16 protein-coding genes are annotated in these 20,216 nt (G+C 58.6%); 7 read left to right on the forward strand and 9 right to left on the reverse strand.

Annotation, left to right across the window (positions count from 1 at the left end; all coding sequences use genetic code 11):
- Positions 1-155: 155 nt before the first annotated feature.
- The gene (locus ACWPM9_RS12345) at positions 156-2,060 is read right to left on the reverse strand and encodes a methyl-accepting chemotaxis protein (protein WP_484755355.1); all 1,905 of its coding nucleotides are present in this window, start codon (positions 2,058-2,060) and stop codon (positions 156-158) included.
- An 843-nt stretch (positions 2,061-2,903) separates the two neighbouring features.
- Here ACWPM9_RS12345 and ACWPM9_RS12350 point away from each other — a divergent pair.
- Both ACWPM9_RS12350 and ACWPM9_RS12355 read left to right on the forward strand, forming a co-directional pair.
- Complete coding sequence (locus ACWPM9_RS12350; RefSeq protein WP_428189145.1) at positions 2,904-6,716, forward strand: vitamin B12-dependent ribonucleotide reductase; 3,813 nt, start codon at positions 2,904-2,906, stop codon at positions 6,714-6,716.
- A 13-nt stretch (positions 6,717-6,729) separates the two neighbouring features.
- Positions 6,730-7,419 carry a hypothetical protein gene (locus tag ACWPM9_RS12355; RefSeq protein ID WP_484755356.1) on the forward strand — a complete coding sequence of 230 codons (690 nt, stop codon included), beginning with the start codon at positions 6,730-6,732 and terminating at the stop codon, positions 7,417-7,419.
- A gap of 208 nt (positions 7,420-7,627) precedes the next feature.
- On the opposite strand, the gene ACWPM9_RS12360 is transcribed toward ACWPM9_RS12355, so the two are convergent.
- From ACWPM9_RS12360 to ACWPM9_RS12375, 4 genes are all read right to left on the reverse strand, one after another.
- A complete protein-coding gene (locus ACWPM9_RS12360) occupies positions 7,628-7,984 on the reverse strand; it encodes an endonuclease domain-containing protein (RefSeq protein ID WP_484755357.1) in 357 nt (118 codons plus the stop codon).
- A gap of 206 nt (positions 7,985-8,190) precedes the next feature.
- Complete coding sequence (locus ACWPM9_RS12365) at positions 8,191-8,817, reverse strand: outer membrane protein (protein ID WP_428189143.1); 627 nt, start codon at positions 8,815-8,817, stop codon at positions 8,191-8,193.
- Positions 8,818-9,167: 350 nt separating this feature from the next.
- Positions 9,168-9,599: an OsmC family protein gene (locus tag ACWPM9_RS12370; RefSeq protein ID WP_428189142.1), complete on the reverse strand. Its 432-nt coding sequence runs from the start codon at positions 9,597-9,599 to the stop codon at positions 9,168-9,170.
- A gap of 153 nt (positions 9,600-9,752) precedes the next feature.
- Positions 9,753-10,541, reverse strand: coding sequence for a DUF4394 domain-containing protein (locus ACWPM9_RS12375; protein ID WP_484755358.1), 789 nt, complete (start codon positions 10,539-10,541; stop codon positions 9,753-9,755).
- A 207-nt stretch (positions 10,542-10,748) separates the two neighbouring features.
- Between ACWPM9_RS12375 and ACWPM9_RS12380 the strand changes: the two genes are divergently transcribed.
- From ACWPM9_RS12380 to ACWPM9_RS12395, 4 genes are all read left to right on the forward strand, one after another.
- The gene (locus tag ACWPM9_RS12380) at positions 10,749-11,294 is read left to right on the forward strand and encodes a sigma-70 family RNA polymerase sigma factor (RefSeq protein WP_428189195.1); all 546 of its coding nucleotides are present in this window, start codon (positions 10,749-10,751) and stop codon (positions 11,292-11,294) included.
- A complete protein-coding gene (locus ACWPM9_RS12385) occupies positions 11,291-11,998 on the forward strand; it encodes an anti-sigma factor (protein WP_428189140.1) in 708 nt (235 codons plus the stop codon). Before ACWPM9_RS12380 ends, ACWPM9_RS12385 begins: the two co-directional genes overlap by 4 nt.
- Before the next feature lie 109 nt (positions 11,999-12,107).
- On the forward strand, positions 12,108-12,932 hold the full coding sequence (locus tag ACWPM9_RS12390; protein WP_428189139.1) for a DUF1206 domain-containing protein: 825 nt from the start codon (positions 12,108-12,110) through the stop codon (positions 12,930-12,932).
- 291 nt (positions 12,933-13,223) lie between these two features.
- The gene (locus tag ACWPM9_RS12395; protein WP_428189138.1) at positions 13,224-13,529 is read left to right on the forward strand and encodes a DUF1883 domain-containing protein; all 306 of its coding nucleotides are present in this window, start codon (positions 13,224-13,226) and stop codon (positions 13,527-13,529) included.
- A gap of 195 nt (positions 13,530-13,724) precedes the next feature.
- Here the strand turns inward: ACWPM9_RS12395 and ACWPM9_RS12400 are convergent, their stop codons facing one another.
- Entirely contained in the window at positions 13,725-15,035 is a 1,311-nt protein-coding gene (locus ACWPM9_RS12400; protein ID WP_484755359.1) for a replication-associated recombination protein A, read from the reverse strand.
- A complete protein-coding gene (locus ACWPM9_RS12405; RefSeq protein ID WP_428189136.1) occupies positions 15,032-16,438 on the reverse strand; it encodes a DegQ family serine endoprotease in 1,407 nt (468 codons plus the stop codon). The genes ACWPM9_RS12400 and ACWPM9_RS12405 overlap by 4 nt, the downstream gene beginning before the upstream one ends.
- Before the next feature lie 248 nt (positions 16,439-16,686).
- Between ACWPM9_RS12405 and ACWPM9_RS12410 the strand changes: the two genes are divergently transcribed.
- Entirely contained in the window at positions 16,687-17,037 is a 351-nt protein-coding gene (locus ACWPM9_RS12410) for a lysozyme inhibitor LprI family protein (RefSeq protein WP_484755360.1), read from the forward strand.
- Between the two features lie 32 nt (positions 17,038-17,069).
- Here the strand turns inward: ACWPM9_RS12410 and ACWPM9_RS12415 are convergent, their stop codons facing one another.
- Positions 17,070-18,983: an ATP-binding protein gene (locus tag ACWPM9_RS12415; RefSeq protein WP_484755361.1), complete on the reverse strand. Its 1,914-nt coding sequence runs from the start codon at positions 18,981-18,983 to the stop codon at positions 17,070-17,072.
- Positions 18,984-19,221: 238 nt separating this feature from the next.
- Positions 19,222-20,124 (reverse strand): LysR substrate-binding domain-containing protein, encoded by a 903-nt coding sequence (locus tag ACWPM9_RS12420; RefSeq protein WP_484755362.1) that lies wholly within the window; start codon positions 20,122-20,124, stop codon positions 19,222-19,224.
- Positions 20,125-20,216 lie beyond the last annotated feature (92 nt).

Consider the following 20,216-nt stretch of genomic DNA (forward strand, 5'->3'; position numbering starts at 1 on the left):
GTTGCGGAGCAGAAGCGAACCCAGCCACGATCGATTATTCGCAATTTCGTGAAATTCCGAAAACCTGAAAAAACCCGCCAGACAAACAGTCTGACGGGCTTCATTGCAGGTTTCTCGATGCTCGCAATCAAGCTTGCACGAGCGCTGCCCTTGGATCAGGCAGCGATCTTTCGGGACATGGCAGACGGGCTGCGGTCATCCAGTTTGAACTGGCTGAGCTGCCCCTGAAGACCACGTGCCTCATTGGCAAGAACCTGGCTGGCAGCCGTGGTCTCTTCCACCATTGCGGCGTTCTGCTGGGTCATCTGGTCCATCTGGTTGACCGATGTGTTGATCTCACCCAAGGCCACAGACTGTTCCTGCGCTGCACGCGCAATGCTGGTGACGTGATCGTTGACCTTGTTGACGAGGCCCTCGATCTCGGTGAGGGCTTCGCCGGTCGAAAGCACCAGAGACACGCCCCCCTTCACTTCGTCCGCCGAGGTGTTGATCAAGCCCTTGATCTCCTTGGCGGCATTGGCAGAGCGCTGGGCCAGTTCGCGGACTTCCTGGGCGACAACGGCAAAGCCACGTCCGGCTTCACCGGCGCGTGCCGCTTCAACGCCGGCATTCAGTGCCAGAAGGTTGGTCTGGAAGGCGATTTCGTCGATCACGGAAATGATCTGGCTGATCTTGGAGGAAGACTGTTCGATACGTCCCATGGCGTCGATCGCGCTTCTGACGATTTCGCCGGACTTTCCGGCGCTGTCCTTGGTCGTTGCGACCATCTTGGTCGCCTCGTTGGCGCGCTCGGTGGAGCTGCGAACCGTCGTCGTGATTTCCTCGAGAGCTGCGGCAGTTTCTTCGAGAGACGCTGCCTGCTGTTCGGTACGGCGGGCAAGCTGATCGGCGGCCGAGCTCAATTCACCGGAGTTTTCGGTAATGGTCGAGGCCACACCGCGGATGTTCTGCATGGTCTGGCGCAGCGTTGCCATGGTGGCATTGACGTTGACCTTGAGCTCCGCGAATGCGCCCTGGAATTCGCCACGCATTTCCTGGCTGAGATCGGCCTTGGACAGGGCAGCGATCACGCGGCGGACTTCGGCCACGCCCAGATCCACGCTTTCAACCAGTGTGTTCACGCTCTCTGCAAAGTTCTGCAGGTCGCGATCATCGTAGGTCTTGGTGATGCGCTGGCTGAAATCGCCGGCAGCGGCAGCGGCCACAATGCCACTTATGCTCGACTGCAGATCGGACTGCTGCGCGTGAAGGGCGGCTTCATTTGCTTCCATCTGGCGCATCTGACGGCGGTTGGCCTGGAAGATCTCCAGAGCCCGTGCCATTTCGCCAATCTCGTCCTTGCGCTCGGAACCGCCGATAGTCGCGTCAAGATCGCCCTTGGCGAGACGGCTCATGACAGCCGTCAGTTCGCGTACAGGGCGGGAAATGCCGCGACCGCCGACAAACAGGCCAGCCAGAACGCCTGCGCCGATGAAGAGAGCGGCGGTGACGGACAGAACGATAATTGTAAATCCGGATTGGTCGAGTGCATTGGCCCGCGACTTCGACAGGCTTTCGCCGGAATAGGTGCTGTAGACCTTCACGGCGGAGGTCACGGCCTTCTGTCCTTCCAGAGCCTCGGCGAGGGCCGCCTGGATGGCGGCCGGATCGGGTGTTGGCGCAGACGCAACCGCGACCATGGCGCGGATCTGGTCGAAATAGCTGTTGAGCGAGGCGCGGATATCCTCAAGCTGTTTGACTTCCGTCTGGTCGGCTGTGGAGGCGATCTTGGGCAGGCGGCCCAGCATTTCCTCGGCGCGACGTTCGGTCTGCGCGGCAAAGTCTGCGGCCTCTTCCGGCGCAAGCGCCAGCTGATAGGTCATGCGGCTGATCGCGATGATATCGATTCTGAGGTCCATCGCTTCGCGGGCGACTTCTTCACGCTGACCGGTATCCTTCAGGGAGGAACCCAGCGACAGAAGGCCTTGCGCCCCGGCGATCGTGATTGCAAGTGCGGCTAAACCCATCAGGGCGACGACGAGATTGATCTTTTGCAAGATCGGCAGGTTCTTCAGGCTCATTGGCATATCCCCTAGCGTGGCAAGCCGACCGACCCGTTATGCCTCCCGTCAATCCGGATCTTCGACGAATGCTGTTGTATATGCAGAGTGCTTACCGATTACCTAACGTAAGATTGCATTTTCATGACGGCTGTCGTCATGCGCGCTTGAATGATCATTGGCTACTTAAACTGGAGGTAACTGCAACCGGATGCGGCAGCACAAGGTCGGCTCCACCGAGTCGCTGAGTCGCACCAGAATGGCACATTCGGTTATCCACATTCGCAATTCGGGGTAGTCACGCAAAGGCAACAGCTCCCCCTATTTCTTGCGATGCACAAGTCGCATGGCGCGGCGGATTTAAGCGCGGCGATGCCGATAAAGGGCGCAAAAACAGGGGCTTTCACCTTTTTGCATTTCATCCCCGTTTTCCACAGATGGCACCACAATATCTGGTATTAATAAATTCGTCACAGACCACCCCTTGACGGAATCAGGTCATTTAAACTTAATGGGGACGTTGCGGCGGCGACGGGACGGGAAAGTAACGAGACCCGATCTTTTCAAGGCAAAATCGCTGGGTAGAATTTCACGGAATACGGTTCATGACGGACTATTTTTCGGCCCCGTTCTGCGTGCGTTTTTTTAGCCTCCGACACACATTCAAGACTGGCGGCAATAACCTGTTAATACTATATTTAGCGTTTGCAGCCAATCTAACCACAAGATACAGGTCCCTCATCGCTGAGGTGAATCACCTGATTTCTGGCGGACGGAACACTGGCTGCGCGTTAAACTGCGCCGTCATCGCGGACACTTTGCGCTCTTTTAACGGGCGCTGAACTTTTCAAGGACTAGAGCCAAATGCGCATAGAACGTCGTTTCACAAAGCCAGGCCAATCGCGCTATGCGGAAGTCGAATTCCGCAAGGCGGTGAGCGAGATCAAGAACCCGGACGGTTCGGTGGTTTTCCGGGCGGCGGATATCGATGTTCCAGCCCAGTTCAGCCAGGTGGCGACCGACGTTCTGGCGCAGAAATATTTCCGCAAGGCCGGTATCCCTGCCCGTCTGAAGAAGGTTGAGGAAAACGACGTTCCTTCCTTCCTGTGGCGTTCCGTTGCCGATCTGGAAGCGATGAAGGCTCTGCCCAAGGAAGAGCAGTACGGTCCTGAAACCAGCGCGGCTCAGGTTTTCGATCGTCTGGCCGGCACCTGGACCTATTGGGGCTGGAAGGGCGGCTATTTCACGTCCGAAGACGATGCGCTCGCCTTCCGCGACGAGCTTGCCTATATGCTGGCGACCCAGCGCGTTGCACCGAATTCGCCGCAGTGGTTCAACACCGGCCTTCATTGGGCCTATGGCATTGACGGCCCCGGCCAGGGTCACTTCTATGTGGATCCCTTCACCGGCAAGCTGACCAAGTCCAAGTCCTCTTACGAACATCCGCAGCCGCATGCCTGCTTCATCCAGTCCGTCGAAGACGATCTCGTCAACGAGGGTGGCATCATGGACCTTTGGGTCCGCGAAGCCCGCCTGTTCAAGTATGGCTCCGGCACCGGCTCCAACTTCTCGTCGCTGCGCGGCGAAGGCGAAAAGCTGTCGGGCGGCGGCAAGTCCTCCGGTCTGATGAGCTTCCTGAAGATCGGCGACCGTGCAGCGGGTGCGATCAAGTCCGGCGGCACCACCCGTCGTGCGGCCAAGATGGTCGTGGTCGATATCGACCATCCGGATATCGAAGCCTATATCGACTGGAAGGTGAACGAAGAGCAGAAGGTTGCAGCGCTCGTTACCGGTTCCAAGATCGTTGCCAAGCACATGAAGGCCATCATGAAGGCCTGCGTGAACTGCGAAGCCGAAGGCAACAAGTGCTTCGACCCGAACCAGAACCCTGCCCTGAAGCGCGAAATCAAGGCGGCGAAGAAGGACCAGGTTCCGGAAAACTATGTCAAGCGCGTCATCCAGTTTGCCCAGCAGGGCTATACGGATCTCGAATTCAAGACCTATGACACCGACTGGGATTCGGAAGCCTATCTGACGGTCTCCGGCCAGAACTCCAATAATTCCGTTTCGCTCAAGGACGATTTCCTGCGTGCCGTTGAGAACGATGGCGACTGGAACCTGACTGCCCGCAAGGACGGTCGCGTGATGAAGACGCTGAAGGCCCGCGACCTGTGGGACAAGGTTTCCTATGCCGCCTGGGCCTCGGCCGATCCGGGCATCCACTTCAACACGACCATGAACGACTGGCACACGTCGCCAGCCGGCGGCCCGATCCGCGGCTCGAACCCGTGCTCGGAATACATGTTCCTCGACGACACCGCCTGCAACCTTGCCTCGCTGAACCTTCTGCAGTTCAAGGACAAGAACACCAAGCGCATCAATATCGGCGAATATGAACATGCCGTTCGCCTGTGGACCATGGTTCTCGAAATCTCGGTGATGATGGCGCAGTTCCCATCCAAACGGATTGCGGAACTCTCCTATGAATACCGCACGCTCGGCCTCGGCTATGCCAATATCGGCGGTCTGCTGATGTCGACTGGTATCCCTTACGACTCCAGCGAAGGCCGTGCGATTGCCGGTTCGCTGACGGCCATCATGACCGGTGTTGCCTATGCCACCTCGGCGGAAATGGCCTCCGAGCTTGGCCCGTTCCCGAATTTCGAGCCGAATCGCGAAAGCATGCTGCGCGTCATGCGCAACCACCGTCGTGCCGCTTACGGCGAGACCAGCGGCTATGAGGCCCTTGCTGTCGATCCGGTTGCCCTCATCCATTCGGAAAACCCGGATCAGGATCTGGTCGTCCATGCCAAGGCTGCCTGGGACAAGGCGCTGGAACTGGGCGAGAAGCACGGCTACCGCAATGCCCAGACCACCGTGATCGCGCCAACCGGTACGATCGGTCTGGTCATGGACTGCGACACCACCGGCATCGAGCCTGACTTCGCACTGGTAAAGTTCAAGAAGCTTGCCGGCGGCGGCTACTTCAAGATCATCAACCGTGCGGTTCCCGAAGCCATGCGCACGCTTGGCTACTCGGAAAGCCAGATCGCCGAGATCGAGGCCTATGCGGTCGGTCACGGCAACCTGAACCAGGCACCCGGCATCAACCCCGGCTCGCTGAAGGCCAAGGGCTTCACCGACGAGAAGATCGAAGCGCTGAACGCGGCCACCAAGGCTGCCTTCGACATCAAGTTCATCTTCAACCAGTGGACGCTCGGTGCCGACTTCCTCAAGGAAACCCTCAAGGTCTCCGACGAACAGCTTTCCGACATGAGCTTCAACCTGCTGGAGCATATCGGCTTCTCCAAGAAGGAGATCGAAGCTGCCAATGTTCACGTCTGCGGTGCGATGACGCTGGAAGGCGCGCCGTTCCTCAAGGACGAGCACCTGCCTGTCTTCGATTGCGCCAATCCTTGCGGCAAGATCGGCAAGCGTTACCTGTCGGTGGAAAGCCATATCCGCATGATGGCGGCTGCCCAGCCCTTCATCTCCGGTGCGATCTCCAAGACGATCAACATGCCGAATGACGCGACCGTGGAGGATTGCGGCGAAGCCTATATGCTGTCGTGGAAGCTGGCGCTCAAGGCCAACGCCCTCTACCGCGACGGTTCCAAGCTCAGCCAGCCGCTCAACGCCTCACTGATCGAGGACGAGGACGACGAAGACGCCATGGAAGAGCTGATGGCGGCACCGGCTGCTGCCCAGGCTGTGACGATCACCGAAAAGATCGTCGAGCGTGTGGTGGAGCGGGTCGTGCGCGAGCGCGAAAAGCTGCCGAACCGCCGTCAGGGTTACACCCAGAAGGCAGCCATCGGTGGCCACAAGGTCTATCTGCGCACCGGCGAATTCGGCGATGGCCGCATCGGCGAGATCTTCATCGACATGCACAAGGAAGGCGCTGCCTTCCGGGCCATGATGAACAACTTCGCCATCGCCATCTCGCTCGGTCTGCAATACGGCGTGCCACTGGAAGAATATGTGGAGGCCTTCACCTTCACCAAGTTCGAGCCGGCCGGCATGGTCATCGGCAATGACGCGATCAAGAATGCCACGTCGATCCTCGACTACGTGTTCCGCGAACTGGCCGTGTCCTATCTCGGTCGCCACGATCTGGCCCATGTCGATACATCGGACTTCTCCAACACGGCACTCGGCAAGGGTATCCAGGAAGGCAAGACCAATCTTTTGTCGACCGGCTGGACCCGCGGCTACAAGCCGACGCTGGTTGGCGGCGCCGGCAATGCGAATGCCTCCGAACCCAAGGGCTCGACCTCGGGCACACCCGCCAAGGGATCGTCCACCAGCAGCGTGACGGCCTTCTCCGGCAGTGCCGTTCGCAAGCTGGAAGTGGCAGCCGCCGTGTCCACCTCTGAAATCGTCGCCTTCAAGCGCGATTATGAGGAACGCGCCGCTGAACTGGCCGAGGAAATCGCCGACGAGAACCTGGCTGACGAAAGCGCCCAGGAAACGACGGCCCTGTTCTCCGACAAGGCCCAGGCCGACGCCGCAGCCGCCAAGGCCGATGCCAAGAAGGTCGAAGCCGACCGCCGCCTGCGCTCCATCGCCCAGGGCTATACCGGCAACATGTGCTCGGAGTGCCAGAACTTCACAATGGTGCGCAACGGCACCTGCGAGAAGTGCGACACCTGCGGAAGCACGAGTGGGTGCAGCTGAGCGGAAACTGCCGTTGAGCACCCTTACCGAAAACGAAGTCGAGGCGAGCCATACGCGGCTCGCCTTTTCTCTTTCGGCTCAATTCGAAGTCATGGATGCCAGTTTAGATTTGATCGAGAAAGCCGTGCTGCGGCATGATGTCGGCAGATCAGATCCAGAGGATCACGCAACATATCTGGCGGTTAGCGTTCTAGCTTTCCGCGCCACAAACGATATGAGAGCAGCCATCAAGTTACTGAATTGCGGCTATTTCGTACAGGCAGCGAGCTTACTGCGTGATATCGCAGAGATCGGCATGCTTGCTCTATATTTCGCGGAATTTCCAGAAAAACTTCCAGATTGGCGGCGCTCACAAAGTACGGATAGACATAATAAATACGGGCGAGGCAAACTTAGGAAAGCAATTTCAGAACAAGGGAAATTCGAGTATCTGGATCAGCGCTTTGATCTATTTTCCGAATATGGAACGCACCCCTCATCCGCACCAATCATGGCTCATTATGACGGACAGCGATTCTACGTCGGGCCGCATTTTAACGAGACCATCTACCGTCAAAGCATAATGGATTTGGCATCGCTTGCTTGGCACGTCACAGACGCTTGCGGCAGCGCCTATAGCAGCCTTTTCAACACTTCGCTTGAAGACGCTCTCCCAGCCGAACTCGCGCGCTTTTCGAAATCCTGGGACGCGATCGCGCTTTAGGACGCCGCTCCACCTCTCCCCTTGTGGGAGAGGTTACAAAATCGCGGCCTTAGCGTCAGCTAAGTCGCAGATTTTGTTGGTGAGGGGGTGGGCAGGTGCGCACAACAAAAGAGACCCCCTCACCTGCAATTTCTAGCACTTAGCTTGCGCTAAGGTGCTGAAATTGCTTCCTCTCCCACAAGGGGAGAAGAGCGGATGGCACGTGTCTTCACGCTCCGGTGTTTCTCAGTTCTGCAAGAATTGCGGCGCAGACAAGAACAGAATTTTCGATCACCTCATCGTTCCAGAAACGCAGCACGCGAAATCCATCCTCATGGAAAGTCGCATCACGGAGCCGGTCGCGGCGATTGTCGGCATGCTGCCAACCGTCGACCTCAACGATCAGACGCGCCTCGAAACAAACAAAGTCGAGAATGAAGCCCTTGAGAGGGACCTGGCGGCGAAACTTGAAGCCCTCGAGCTTGCGAGCGGACAGTGCCTGCCACAGCACGGCTTCTGCATCCGTAGGATCACCGCGCATGCGACGCGCGTATCGACGATGAACGGGCGGAGGATGGTGTCGCATCGTATTCCCTCGGACTACGCCGAGGCTAGCATCACCACCAGAAAATACAATTATTTGGTACGGTCCAACGGTGTGCGTCGCTTGTGCCAAGGATGCTGACATTGCTTCCTCTGCCGCAAGGGGCGAGCAAGGCGGCTGCAAACCAAGGACAAAAAATAAGGGCGCCGGATGACGGCGCCCTTTGGCAATTCGCCTGTGTTCCGGCCTTAGAACTTGTAGTTCAGGCCAGCCTTCACCGTGTGGTCGGAGATGTCATTTTCCGTGGTGGTGACGCCGTTGAAGGAGCGAACGTCGCCGGTCGAGACATAGTTGTATTCGACCGAGGCGGAGATCTGGTCGGTGAGGTTCTGCTCGACGCCGACGCCGAGCAACAGGCCCGGCTTCCAGCCGTCAGGCCCCTCGACGCCGCGACCGTCGCGCAGGTTGGTCATGGCCAGGCCGGCCGTGCCGTAGAGCAGGGTCTCGTCGAGGGCGACACCCGCCTTGGCCTTCAGGGCCAGACGCTGGCGTTCCCGCAACTGGCCGCCCGACACGTCGACTTCGGCATCGCCCATATGGGACAGCTCGACTTCGCCACCGACGATGGCGCCGCCCAGTTCAGTGTTGTAACCGCCGTGAACGCCGGCTGCGAGGCCGTTGTCACCGGAGAATGGATTGAGTGTGTCGCCAGCAACGCCGGCATGGATACCGACATAGGCGCCGGTGAAGCCGGTCGATGTGGCTGCAGGCTCGTTATAGGCCGGCGGCTCCTGATAAGGCGTCAGATCGGCGGCCATTGCGGACGTGGCGGACAAGGTGGCGGCAAGCGCCATTGCGAAAGGCTTCATGGTCATAGTCAACTCCATACAAAGCCACGCGCTTAAAGCGCGGGCGGGGTTCGTCACTTGCATATCCTCGGTGGTGCAGCCCCCTCGCCGGACCTTTCGCCCCCCAGCGATCCCACACCACCATGCAATTCCGATTCATTTTCATCATTTCGTAAAGAGTTTCTTAACCGAACCGTCCCGGGCCCAATCGGGCCTGCGATTGCTCAGATCGTGCTTAATTTTCTACTAATTTTTCGCAGGGCTGCCCTCACCCCGGCTGGTGGTCAGATACCAGATCGAGAAACGGAGACGCCGCCCATGCGGAAAGCACGAGCGGCGTCAGACCAATGTTCCATTTTGAGGTCGTTCAGGCGGCGTCAGCCGTAATTGACCGTCAAGCTGATCGGCACAGCCTTCAGTGCCTTGGACACTGGGCAGCCAGCCTTCGCCTGTTCTGCGATTTCCTTGAACTTGGCTTCGTCGGCACCGGATGCCTTGCCCTTGAGCTGCAGTTCGATGCCGGAAATCTCGAAACCGTCACCGGCCTTGTCGAGAGAGACGATGGCCTTCGTCTCCAGATTTTCCGCGGTATAGCCTTCGTCGCCAAGCGCCTTGGACAGGGCCATGGTGAAGCAGGCGGCATGGGCTGCGCCAATCAGTTCTTCCGGATTGGTGCCCTTCACGCCCTCAAAGCGGGTGTTGAAGCCATAAGGGTGGGCGTCCATGGCGCCGCTTTCCAGCGATACCTTGCCCTTGCCGTCCTTCAGGCCACCATTCCACTCAGCCGATCCAAATTTCTTGATCGCCATGATCTGTCTCCTTCTGTCTGATTGATATTTTCCGGTTCCCTACAATAACCCGCTCGGCCGGCGAAGTGTTCCGGAGGCAGCAATATTGGCGCAAACAGAAAGGGCCGGTATGAACCGGCCCTTCGAAATGTGATGGATCGATAGACGACAATCTTACATCGCTGGCAGAACGGTGATGTCGCGGACCTCTCCATCCGTGCCGCCGATCTTGCCGACTTCACTCGCCTTGCCGGTCTCCAGGCTCACCGTGTAGAGCATGTTGTTGGCCACCAGATATGCGGTATTCGCACCATCGGCCGTGGAGTAGATGTCGAGCGCGTAGCTTGCCGGCATATCCTTGATGCCGAACTTACCGATCGCCTTCAACGTGCCATCGTTTGGCTTGGTCTGCTGAATGAGCGCGCCGATCGTCGCGTCAACATCATACATGGCCGTCTTTTCCGGTTTGCCGACAGAGTTGATATAGGCGGCAGCGACGATGTTCGGGGCTTCGCCCTTGTGCATATCGCCTTCCTCAAAGGCCAGCGACCCATCGACAGTGACCGCACCGGTATCGGGATGGACACGGTGATTGGTGGTGCCGGTCATGAAACGCAGACGGTCGGCCATCGGGTTGAAATCGACGATCACCGGGGTGTCGGCCATCGGCAGCATCTTGTCCATCTTGGCAATCTCTGTTGCCGCGCCGGTCTTCGGATCGATGGTGACGATGCGGTGATCGCCGGTCACGCCGATGACGGTCTTGTCGGCTGGACGAACGTCGATGCCCAAGAGCTTGTCAACGCCGGATACGTCCATGCTTTTGCCCATATCGGGCGTGTCTGTGTCGAACATGACCAGTGTCTTGTCGCCGACGAGGCCAAGAGCCGGTGCGGCAGAGGCAACGGTTGCAGTGAGGCCAAGGGCGGTCGAGGCGATGAGTGCAAAGCGAATGGTGTTCATATCTAAAATCTCCCAATGAGTGGACCGATTGGAAGCCTCGCGGTGCATGCCGTTTTGCGGCTTCCACAAGGTAAGACACGCGACACCCTGCGTCTGGATGCAGCGGGGCAAAAAATATTTTCTCGCGCATCCAAACACCCTCTTTCGCGCGTATAGATAACGAGGGCAGTAACGCCCGTCCCACGCGGGAGCGCTTGAGTGAATGTGATGAAGACGGCAACGGATGAACTGGCGACAGCCCTTGCGGGTTGCGCAAATGGCAATCGGACAGCCCTTAGGCATATCTTCGACCTGGAGGCCAGACGGCTGGTTGCGGTGGCAGAACGCATCCTGCGCAGGCGCGACCTTGCCGAGGAGGTCGTGCAAGAGGCGTTCATCCGCATCTGGACCCATGCCCATCAATATGCGCCCGAGCGCGGCTCTGCACGCGGCTGGATCTATGCCATCGTGCGCAACCGCGCGCTCAATATGCTGCGTGACGGCAGCCGAGAGCACACAGTGGCTGAAGTGGAGGTTCTGCAGGAGAGCGATCAAGCGGCTGAAGTGCTGGCAGCCTGGCACAGGCTCGACCGCGATAGCCGTCTGCGCGACTGTCTCGGCGCGCTGGAGGAAATCAAGCGCAATGGAATCCTGATGGCCTATGTCGGCGGCTATACCCACGGCGAGATCGCCGGTCGCCTTCGCATTCCGCTTGGCACCGCCAAATCCTGGATCCGCCGTGGCCTCTCCTCGCTTCGGGAGTGCATGGCATGACGATCAGACGAGACGAGATCGCAATCCTTGCTGACGAATATGTTCTGGGGCTGCTGGAGGCGAGCCAGGCTGCAGAAATCGAGGCCGAAATGGAACGAGATAGCGAGCTGGAAGCGGCAATTGCCGCAAGCCGGGAGCGGTTTTTGCCGCTCGACACCGCCATTCAACCGGCGGAACTGGACGAAACGCTCTGGCAGAAGATCGAAAACGCCTTGCCCCCGCAAGGTACCAACCCCATTTCGGGCACCAGCAAAGTGGCAAACGACAACCGCAGCAGCGGTGGCTGGCGGACCGCAGCACTCTCAGCCATTGCCGCCACATTGGTCATGGCTGCAGGCCTTGTGTGGAGCCTCAACCGCATCGTGGAACCGGTGGTGATTGCCGTGCTGCTCAATGAGACCGGTCAAGTGCAGGCGGTCGTTGAGGATTTCGGCAATGCCAATGCCAGCGTGCGCCTGCTCGGCGACTTCAACGTGCCTGAGGACAAGACCATCCAGGTCTGGACCCTGCCCTCCAAGGATATGGGACCTGTTTCGCTTGGCCTGATCAACGGTACGCAGTCCGCTGTGTTGCAAGCACCGGCCCTTCCCGCTCCACGGGATAACCAGCTCTACGAACTGACGCTGGAACAGGCCGGCGGCTCGCCAACCGGTCGCCCCACAGGTCCAATCCTTGCCAAGGGTTTCGCCCGCGAACCCCTTTAGCATGGCGAGGGAAATGCACGCCGTCTGCCCTGCAGGGACAGTTGCGCCATGGCTTTGGGAACCGCTGAGCGTGCATGGGAGTTGGTAGCCTAAACAGGAGGTCTGCCCCATGACAATTCAACCCCAATATCACTGGCTCGCGAGGGCCGGTTATGGCGCACGTGGCGTAGTCTTCATTCTGGTGGCCGGTCTGGCCCTGTTCTCCACCTTTGGCGGCGGTCGGGAGACAGGCACAAAGTCGGCGCTTGAAACGCTCACGGGACAACCGTTCGGTCGTGTTTGGCTCGGTTTGATCGCGCTCGGGCTGCTTGGTTTTGTGGTCTGGCGGCTGGCGCAGTCGATCGGCAATGCCGACAATCACGCCGACGATCTGAAAGGCTACATCATCCGTGCAGCCCTGTTTGGCAGCGCGGTTACCTATGTCGGGCTCGCCTTCTACGCAGCCGGCCACGCGCTGGATCTGCTTGGCAGTTCGCAGTCCGGTTCAGATGGGAAGACCGGTCTCGCACAATGGTTGATGTCAAAACCGTTCGGTGCCTGGATCGCAGGCCTCGTGGGTATAGGCTTTGTTATCGGCGGCTGTGTGACGGCCTATAAGGGTCTGTCCCGGAAGTTTAGAAAATACATCCAGTTGCCCGGCGGCGACGCCTCCCCGCTTTCGCTGATTTGCATCTACGGTCTTGCTTCACGCGGGCTTGTCTTCGCCATCGTGGGCGTTTTCTTCTGCTACGCTGCCTTTACCGTCGATCCGGATCAGGCCGGCAGCATGAGCGATGCATTGGCATGGGTCAGACAACTGCCGTTCGGTGCCATTCTCTACTTCATCGTCGCGCTCGGCCTTGCTGCATTTGGCGGTTATGGACTGATCGAGGCTCGGTACCGCAGTGTCGATATGCCGGATGGGGACGACCTGAAAGATGCGATGCCGGGGTGACGGTCGCACTTCTTGCAGTTGCATCCAAAGTCAATTCTCCAGGTTTCGAAGGGTCGCTCCGAAGGCTGCCGCATCGTCTTGCACAAGCCCCCTTCTATTCCGCTCTTAAAATTCGATCCTGACTGCGCTATCATTCAGGCCACATAGTGAGATTGCGCAGGCGATTGGAGTGCGTACCACTTTGCAGCTTTGGAGACTTGTGCTGCAAATACGGCAATGCTTCAAACCTTTCTTTAACTCGCAAACGCTAATCTTCATACGTTTGCATGATGGTATTTAACGAGGAGAAGAATGGCCAAGCCGTCCTTCCGCTTTACGCATTACGACCTTAAGGATCAGCGTGCCGGTGCTATCATCGAGGTCACGCTGTCTGCGGTGAATAACGTGCGGCTGATGACAGCCCCCAATTTCCAGCGTTTCAAGGAAGGGCTGGACTATAAATATCTGGGCGGCGTGGCAAAAAAATCCCCTGTCAAGCTGACGATCCCGGACACTGCGCACTGGCATCTGGTGGTCGACATGGAAGGCCATCACGGGCTTGCCGAATCAGCTGTCAAAATGGTGACGGTCCCCACACCCCAGCGCCGGGCGTCCTAAACGCAGGTTTTCAGGGCCCTGTTGCGCGTCTTTAGCTGACTTTTTTAGGTTCTTAACCATCAGCCGTGGGGCTGCTGCATACCCTCAAGAATTGCAGCGGCAAGCGTGAATATGGTCCAACCTCTCCGTTTTGATGGTCAGGAGAGGCCGATACCCGGCAAGCCGGCTTTTCGCCAATGACGTGAATTTTCAAGTTCAGCCACCGCGCTCGCGGCGCAGCTTTGCCCACCAATCCAGACGCTTCCTGATCTCGCGCTCGAAGCCACGCTCAGGCGGATCGTAGAAGGTCTGACGGCCCATCTTTTCCGGAAAATAGTCCTGACCGGAAAAACCATCGGGCTGATCGTGGTCATAGCGGTAACCGTCGCCATAGCCCTCGCCCTTCATCAGCTTGGTTGGCGCGTTGAGGATATGTTTGGGAGGCAGAAGCGAGCCATGCTCCTTGGCCGCACGCATCGCGGCCTTGTAGGCAACGTAGACGCCATTGGATTTAGGCGCGGTCGCCAGATAGACGCAAGCCTGTGCCAGCGCCAATTCGCCCTCCGGAGAGCCCAGATAATCATAAGCATCCTTGGCCGAATTGGCGATAACAAGTGCCTGCGGGTCGGCCAGGCCAATATCCTCCACCGCCATGCGCACAAGCCGGCGACCGAGATATAGCGGATCTTCGCCCGCGTCGAACATGCGGCAGAGATAGTAGAGTGCGGCATCGGGATCGGAGCCGCGCACCGCCTTATGCAGGGCCGAGATCAGATTGTAGTGCCCATCTTGGCCCTTGTCATAGACCGGGGCGCGGCGCTGGACGATGCGGGTCAGGCCCTCGGTATCGAAGGTCTCGCCTTCGCGTGCTGCGCGCCAGACTTCTTCAGCCAGCGTCAGTGATGCGCGGCCATCGCCGTCGGCCATGCGGATCAGGGCGAAACGCGCCGGTTCATCCAGCGGCAGCGGCTTGCCCTCCATCTCCTCGGCACGGGTCAAAAGCGTGCCGATGCTCTCCTCGTCATGGGCCTTGAAGGTGAGAACGCGGGCACGCGACAAAAGAGCGGCATTCAGTTCGAAGGAGGGATTCTCCGTCGTTGCCCCGACAAGGATCACGGTGCCGTCTTCCATCACCGGCAGAAAGCTGTCCTGCTGGGCGCGGTTGAAGCGGTGTATCTCGTCGACAAACAGAAGTGTCTGGCGGCCCCCCATACGGCGCGCCTTGGCGCCTTCAAAGACCTTTTTGAGGTCTGCAACACCGGAGAAAATCGCCGATATCTGCTCGAAGGCGAGGCCCGCCTCGCCGGACAAAAGTCTCGCGACCGTGGTCTTGCCGGTGCCGGGTGGCCCCCAGAAAATCATGGAGCCGAGAGAGCCCGACGAGATCATGCGCGATAGCACACCATCCTCGCCGGTCAGATGGTCCTGGCCTGCAACTTCGGCCAGGGATTTCGGCCGCAGCCGGTCGGCGAGCGGCCTGCGGGCCGCGACATCGTCCGGAATCTGCGACGCGAAAAGATCACTCATCGAAAAATCTGCCTTATCCGTTTTCCGTCGCGCTCGATTTCGACACGCCAGAAACCGGGCTCGCTTTCAACGATGGCCTGCAGATCGGCGGTCGAGCCGACGTTACCACCATTCACCGCGACGATGATATCGCCCTTTGCAAAGCCGAGCCGTTGGGCTGGGGTTCCATCGTCCAGGTCGGTGACGACCACACCGGTATCTTCTGTCGGCAGATGCATGGAATAGGCAAGCTTGGGCGACAGGTTGGCGACGTGCGCACCGGTGAATGGGCTTCGGCCAGCGATGACGCGTTCATCCGGCTTCACGGTCTCAGGTGCGCCATTCAAGGCCATCTCCACGGTTCTGTCCTTGCCGTTATCGATGACATCGAGCTTCACGGTCTGGCCAACGCCGGCAGTCGTCAGGCGATAACCGAGCGCATCGGGATGCTCAACGGTGACGCCATTGACGGCGACGATCACCTGTCCCGGCTTAAGACCGGCTTTCTCAGCCGGACCACCCGGCACCGTCTTGACCACCAAAGCGCCGAGCACATGTTTGAGACCGAGCGCCTCTGCCACATCCGATGTTACGGGTTCAAAGGATGCACCGACATAAGGACGTTCGAAGCCTGCAGCCCCGCTATCGGCCGCGGCCAAGAAGACCTTGACCAGATTGGCGGGAATGGCAAAACCGATGCCGTTCGACCCGCCACCGCGTGAAAAGATTGCTGTGTTGATACCGATCAGTTCACCCTTCATGTTCATGAGGGCTCCGCCGGAATTACCAGGATTGATGGACGCGTCGGTCTGAATGAAGAAGCCGAAATCGCCGTCAGTGACCTGATTGCGCGCAAGGCCGGAGACAATGCCGCTGGTCACCGTCTGGCCGACACCGAAGGGGTTGCCGATGGCCAGCACCAGATCGCCCACTTCCGCCGAGTCGGAATCGCCAATCTTCAAAACCGGGAAGTTTTGATCGTCGGACTTGATCTTCAACACGGCGAGATCCAGCCGGTCGTCCTTCAGCACCACTTCGCATGGATATTCGCGCCCATCGGACAAGGCGACCTTGATGTCATCGGCACCGTCAACGACGTGGTTATTGGTCACAATTGTCCCGTTGGACTCCACGATCACGCCTGATCCCAGCGAGGACTGTTTTTCGGTGCGATTGGGGAAACGCTGACCGAAAAACTGCTCGAAAAAGGGATCTCCGGCAAAGGGCGAGGCACGCCGCTGTACCAAGCGCTCGGCATAGACATTGACCACTGCCCCATGGGTCGCCTTGACCAGAGGCGAAAACGACAGCTGCATCTCTGCGTTCGAGGTCGGCACCTGCTTTGCGTCTTGGGCCATGGCGGGCGCCAGTGGAAGGACGAGACATAGGGAGACCGCTGCAACCGCAGCCTTGAGACCAAGCATCGTATTACCTTTCAATTCTGCTGCACTTCTAGAAGCTAATGCCCCGAAGCAAAATAGGCGGAACGCGGCAAAATGTGGGTAAGCGCCATAATCAAGACAAGAGTTACGTAATTGTAATATCTGCGATGTCCGGTTCCGGTCGTCTTGAACGCCACATTTGTGGACCTCGACCGCAATTCCACTGTTGTCGGAACGGGTTTGAGGCCCGCGACGTTTCAAAGAATGAGAAAGTCAACCTGGAGGCAAGGATGTCGCTTATCGTCAAATTATCGGGCATTGCCATCGTGGCGCTCATCGCCGGTACGGCAACCGCGAGCGCCGCCAGTTTCGATTGCGAGCGAACAGACCTGGCACCCGATGAAAAAGCCATCTGCGACAATCGCGACCTCAACGATGCCGATGTGAAAATGGTGACGACGTTCGAGCTGCTGTCGGGACTGTTTGCCATGGGCAATCGCGGGACGCTGCAAGATGAACAGGTGGCCTGGCTAAAATCTCGTGAAACCTGTGCGGCGGATGTGGAGTGCATACGCGCCGCCTATGCAAAGCGGCTGAAGCAGTTGCAGAGTGCCTATGACAGCCTGCCCCGCCCACTCTAGCTGGTGCAGTCCACGAGAGACGGCCCTGGTCACTATCTCAGGAACTGGTTCTTCGGCCAACGGAACCGAAATATCGCTCCGCGCCCCAGAAGGCCATCGTCGATCATGACCTGACCGCCATAGAGTTCCACATACTTCTTGACCATGGCGAGCCCCATTCCGCTGCCCTCAATCTGATCGCGCGGTTTCAATGTCTGGAACATCTTGAAGATGGTCTCCCGGTATTTCGAGGGGATGCCCGGACCATCATCGGTCACGGAAAACAGATAGTGATCGCCCTGGTCTTCCACATCGATTTCGATGCTACCCTCCGCTCGATCATGGTGCTTGATGGAATTGCCGATGAGATTGACGAAAACCTGATGCAGCGGCATGAGGTAGACTGTCAGTTCATTGAATGCCGTGCTGGCCGTGATCTGGAAACCACCCGGGACAGTCAGCAGTTCCAGAACCTCGTGCAGCAGCTGCGACCCGGTGACCTTTTGCCGGAACAATTCGTTTTCGCGACGGCCGATGCGGGCGAATTCCAGCAGTTTGTCGAGATAGTCCTCCATGCGCGTCACACGGCTGCGCAGGAGATGAATATCTTCGATGTTGTCCTCAGTCAGTCTATCGCTCATTTCCTCTTCAAGCCATTTCGAGGCATTGTCGATCACGCGCAGCGGGGCTTTCAGATCATGCGCAGCAGCAAAGGCAAATTCCTCAAGTTCGGCATTGGAGATCAAAAGTTTCCCGATCAGATGTTCACGCTCGGACAGCAGCCCGTTGAACGCGCGTGAGAGCTCTGCCACCTCGTCTACACCATCTTCCGGGAGAACCAGCCTATCGTCGTCGCCCTCCGCGCCCTTGATTGTCTCCGTGAGCGTCCTGAGGCGACGGGTGATTGCCAGCCCGATCACATAGGCGATGATCAGAGAGACGGCGACAACCAGCAGCGACACAAGGATCGTGTCGCGCAGGAACGCGTAGGCAGGCGCCAGCAGCTGCGATAGGGGCACACGTAGGGCGACACCGATGCTGGCCGCAGTCTGCGCCGGCGCAATGCCCAATCTGACAAAATAGTAGAGGTCGCTGTCTGTCCGGTAGACCTGCTCACTATTTTCTTCCGGATGAAACTGACCGAGTATGGCAGGTGGCGGCTGCGTATAATTCTGATGAAACTGCAGTGCGTCAGGCTTCTTGCCCGGCTGCCGTCTCATATAGTCACCGGCAGAATTGATGACTGTCGCCTCGTGCTCTGACGGCACGGCGGCAAAAGTCAGGGTTAGCAACTGCTCATAGTCGGCATTGGAAACCACCAGTCCGAAGATCTGGCCGGCGGCATCTCGCACGGGCATGACGATACGAAGTGTAGGCTGAAGAGGTAGAACGACCTTTCCATATTCCCTGTTATAGGTCACCTCGGAAAAATAGACCCCTCCGCTGGCGACGCTTGCCTTCACATAGGGCTCCTCTCCCTTGCGCTGATAACCACTGGCGGGAACGCGTTCAAAGCCGGTCGCCGTTCGATTAACCCGCACAAGTTCCCGCCCTCCATCTGCCAAGCCGATGAAGCGCATCTGCGTATAGGCGGGACGTTGTTTGAGAAACGAAATCAGCACGCCTTCGAGAGCGTCGCGCCACTGAGCGGCGGTTGTGCCGGTTTGAGGATCGATACCGCCGGCGACCAGCCCACGTACCAGGCCTTCAACCTCGGGAGAAATGGCAAGGAGCGTTACGTCCCGGCGCATGACGCTGTAGGATTCGGCAAATTTCGCCGCAACCAGACGCGCCTCACCAGCAAGGCCGTCGGCGGCGTTGGACAGGACAACGGACTGCATGCGGATATAGCTGATGGAGCCGATTGCTGCACTTATTGTCAGGGCCAGCAGACATGTGACAGCGACCAGTTTGGCGCGCAGGGATCGGAAAAAGCTTGGCGCGTGCGATCCTGTTACAACCCCCACCGGCGTCTCTCCACCTCTTCCAAAGCAGGTGTCGTCTCAGCCTGGAGAAACGGGACATCGAGAATCTCATGTCTCCGCAGCCACGCCTACGCCCGGTCCCGCTACTATTGATAGGCTTTAGATGTTGCTAATGTCAAACTCTAGTGTAGTCGTGACAGGCAATACAACCCGGCTATCTCCGACTGACCGTGCGCGATCCAGTCTGACACCGGACAATTCGTACCACAGCTTCAATGGGCTAGCGACGCTGGGCAGTCGACTGGTCTGCGAGCCATGTCACGAATGCCCCAACGGAGGGCTTTGATGCAGCGGTGCGGGACACTGTCGCATAATAGGCCGTGCCGACGCTCAGCGCGGCATTCGGCCATGACACCAGCGATCCATCGGCCACATGCCCATCGGTGATGGAGCGCCAGCCCAGCATCAGGCCACGCCCATCGAGCGCCGCCTGTACTGCCTGCACATAGTTGTCGAATACCTGGCCTGTAGCACGCGGTTTTCCGAGGCCGCGTCTGGACAGATAATCGCTCCATCCCTCCCATTGCCGGCTTTCGACCTTGCGCACGTGGATCAGTGGGGCATTGTCCAGGCTCTCCCCTCTATTCATCAGCCGTTCGACCAGCGCCGGGCGACCAACCGGACACATCTGTTCGTCGAACATCTTGATTGTGTCGCCGTCGTCCCAGCTTCCGGTGCCGTAGCGAAGCACAAGATCGATGTCGGGTGACATTCTGAGCATATCGGTCGGCGGCGCCTGCACATTGACCAGCAGTTCCGGATGACGCGTATAGAAGTCGTTGAGCCTCGGCATCAGCCAGTAGGTCGCCATGCCGAGCGTGCAGGCAACCGTCAGCCGCTGGGCTTCGAGGCCGGAGTGAGCCCGTATCTCCTCGATCGCGGCGGTGATCATGTCCAGCCCCTCACGCGTGGCACGTGCCAGAAGCAGCCCGGCATCCGTCAGGCGCGCCGGCCGCGTGTTGCGATCCATCAGCGGCGTACCGACATGATCTTCCAGCGCCTTCAGCGCCTGAGTGACAGCCGGCTGACTGACATTCAGGCGACCGGCCGCCTGGCTCATGGAACCCAACCGGGCAACGGCTTCAAAGGTGGTGAGCAGTCGCAGTGGCGGCAAACGGTCCAAGTTAATCTCCAACTTATACTAAAATAAGCATAATCCATATTTTCCAAATACGGAAATTCGACGATTGTTGCAGACAGCACCCCAAGACACTC

The sequence above is a fragment of the Agrobacterium sp. H141 genome, from assembly GCF_057158725.1.

Excerpts from the sequence above, each read along its gene's own strand:
- ACWPM9_RS12370 (WP_428189142.1), bottom strand. The coding sequence starts at position 9,599 with ATGGCGATCAAGAAATTTGGATCGGCTGAGTGGAATGGTGGCCTGAAG.
- ACWPM9_RS12395 (WP_428189138.1), top strand. The coding sequence starts at position 13,224 with ATGGCCAAGCCGTCCTTCCGCTTTACGCATTACGACCTTAAGGATCAG.
- ACWPM9_RS12410 (WP_484755360.1), top strand. The coding sequence starts at position 16,687 with ATGTCGCTTATCGTCAAATTATCGGGCATTGCCATCGTGGCGCTCATC.
- ACWPM9_RS12350 (WP_428189145.1), top strand. The coding sequence starts at position 2,904 with ATGCGCATAGAACGTCGTTTCACAAAGCCAGGCCAATCGCGCTATGCG.
- ACWPM9_RS12380 (WP_428189195.1), top strand. The coding sequence starts at position 10,749 with ATGAAGACGGCAACGGATGAACTGGCGACAGCCCTTGCGGGTTGCGCA.
- ACWPM9_RS12360 (WP_484755357.1), bottom strand. The coding sequence starts at position 7,984 with ATGCGACACCATCCTCCGCCCGTTCATCGTCGATACGCGCGTCGCATG.
- ACWPM9_RS12365 (WP_428189143.1), bottom strand. The coding sequence starts at position 8,817 with ATGACCATGAAGCCTTTCGCAATGGCGCTTGCCGCCACCTTGTCCGCC.
- ACWPM9_RS12385 (WP_428189140.1), top strand. The coding sequence starts at position 11,291 with ATGACGATCAGACGAGACGAGATCGCAATCCTTGCTGACGAATATGTT.
- ACWPM9_RS12345 (WP_484755355.1), bottom strand. The coding sequence starts at position 2,060 with ATGAGCCTGAAGAACCTGCCGATCTTGCAAAAGATCAATCTCGTCGTC.
- ACWPM9_RS12405 (WP_428189136.1), bottom strand. The coding sequence starts at position 16,438 with ATGCTTGGTCTCAAGGCTGCGGTTGCAGCGGTCTCCCTATGTCTCGTC.
- ACWPM9_RS12375 (WP_484755358.1), bottom strand. The coding sequence starts at position 10,541 with ATGAACACCATTCGCTTTGCACTCATCGCCTCGACCGCCCTTGGCCTC.
- ACWPM9_RS12390 (WP_428189139.1), top strand. The coding sequence starts at position 12,108 with ATGACAATTCAACCCCAATATCACTGGCTCGCGAGGGCCGGTTATGGC.
- ACWPM9_RS12400 (WP_484755359.1), bottom strand. The coding sequence starts at position 15,035 with ATGAGTGATCTTTTCGCGTCGCAGATTCCGGACGATGTCGCGGCCCGC.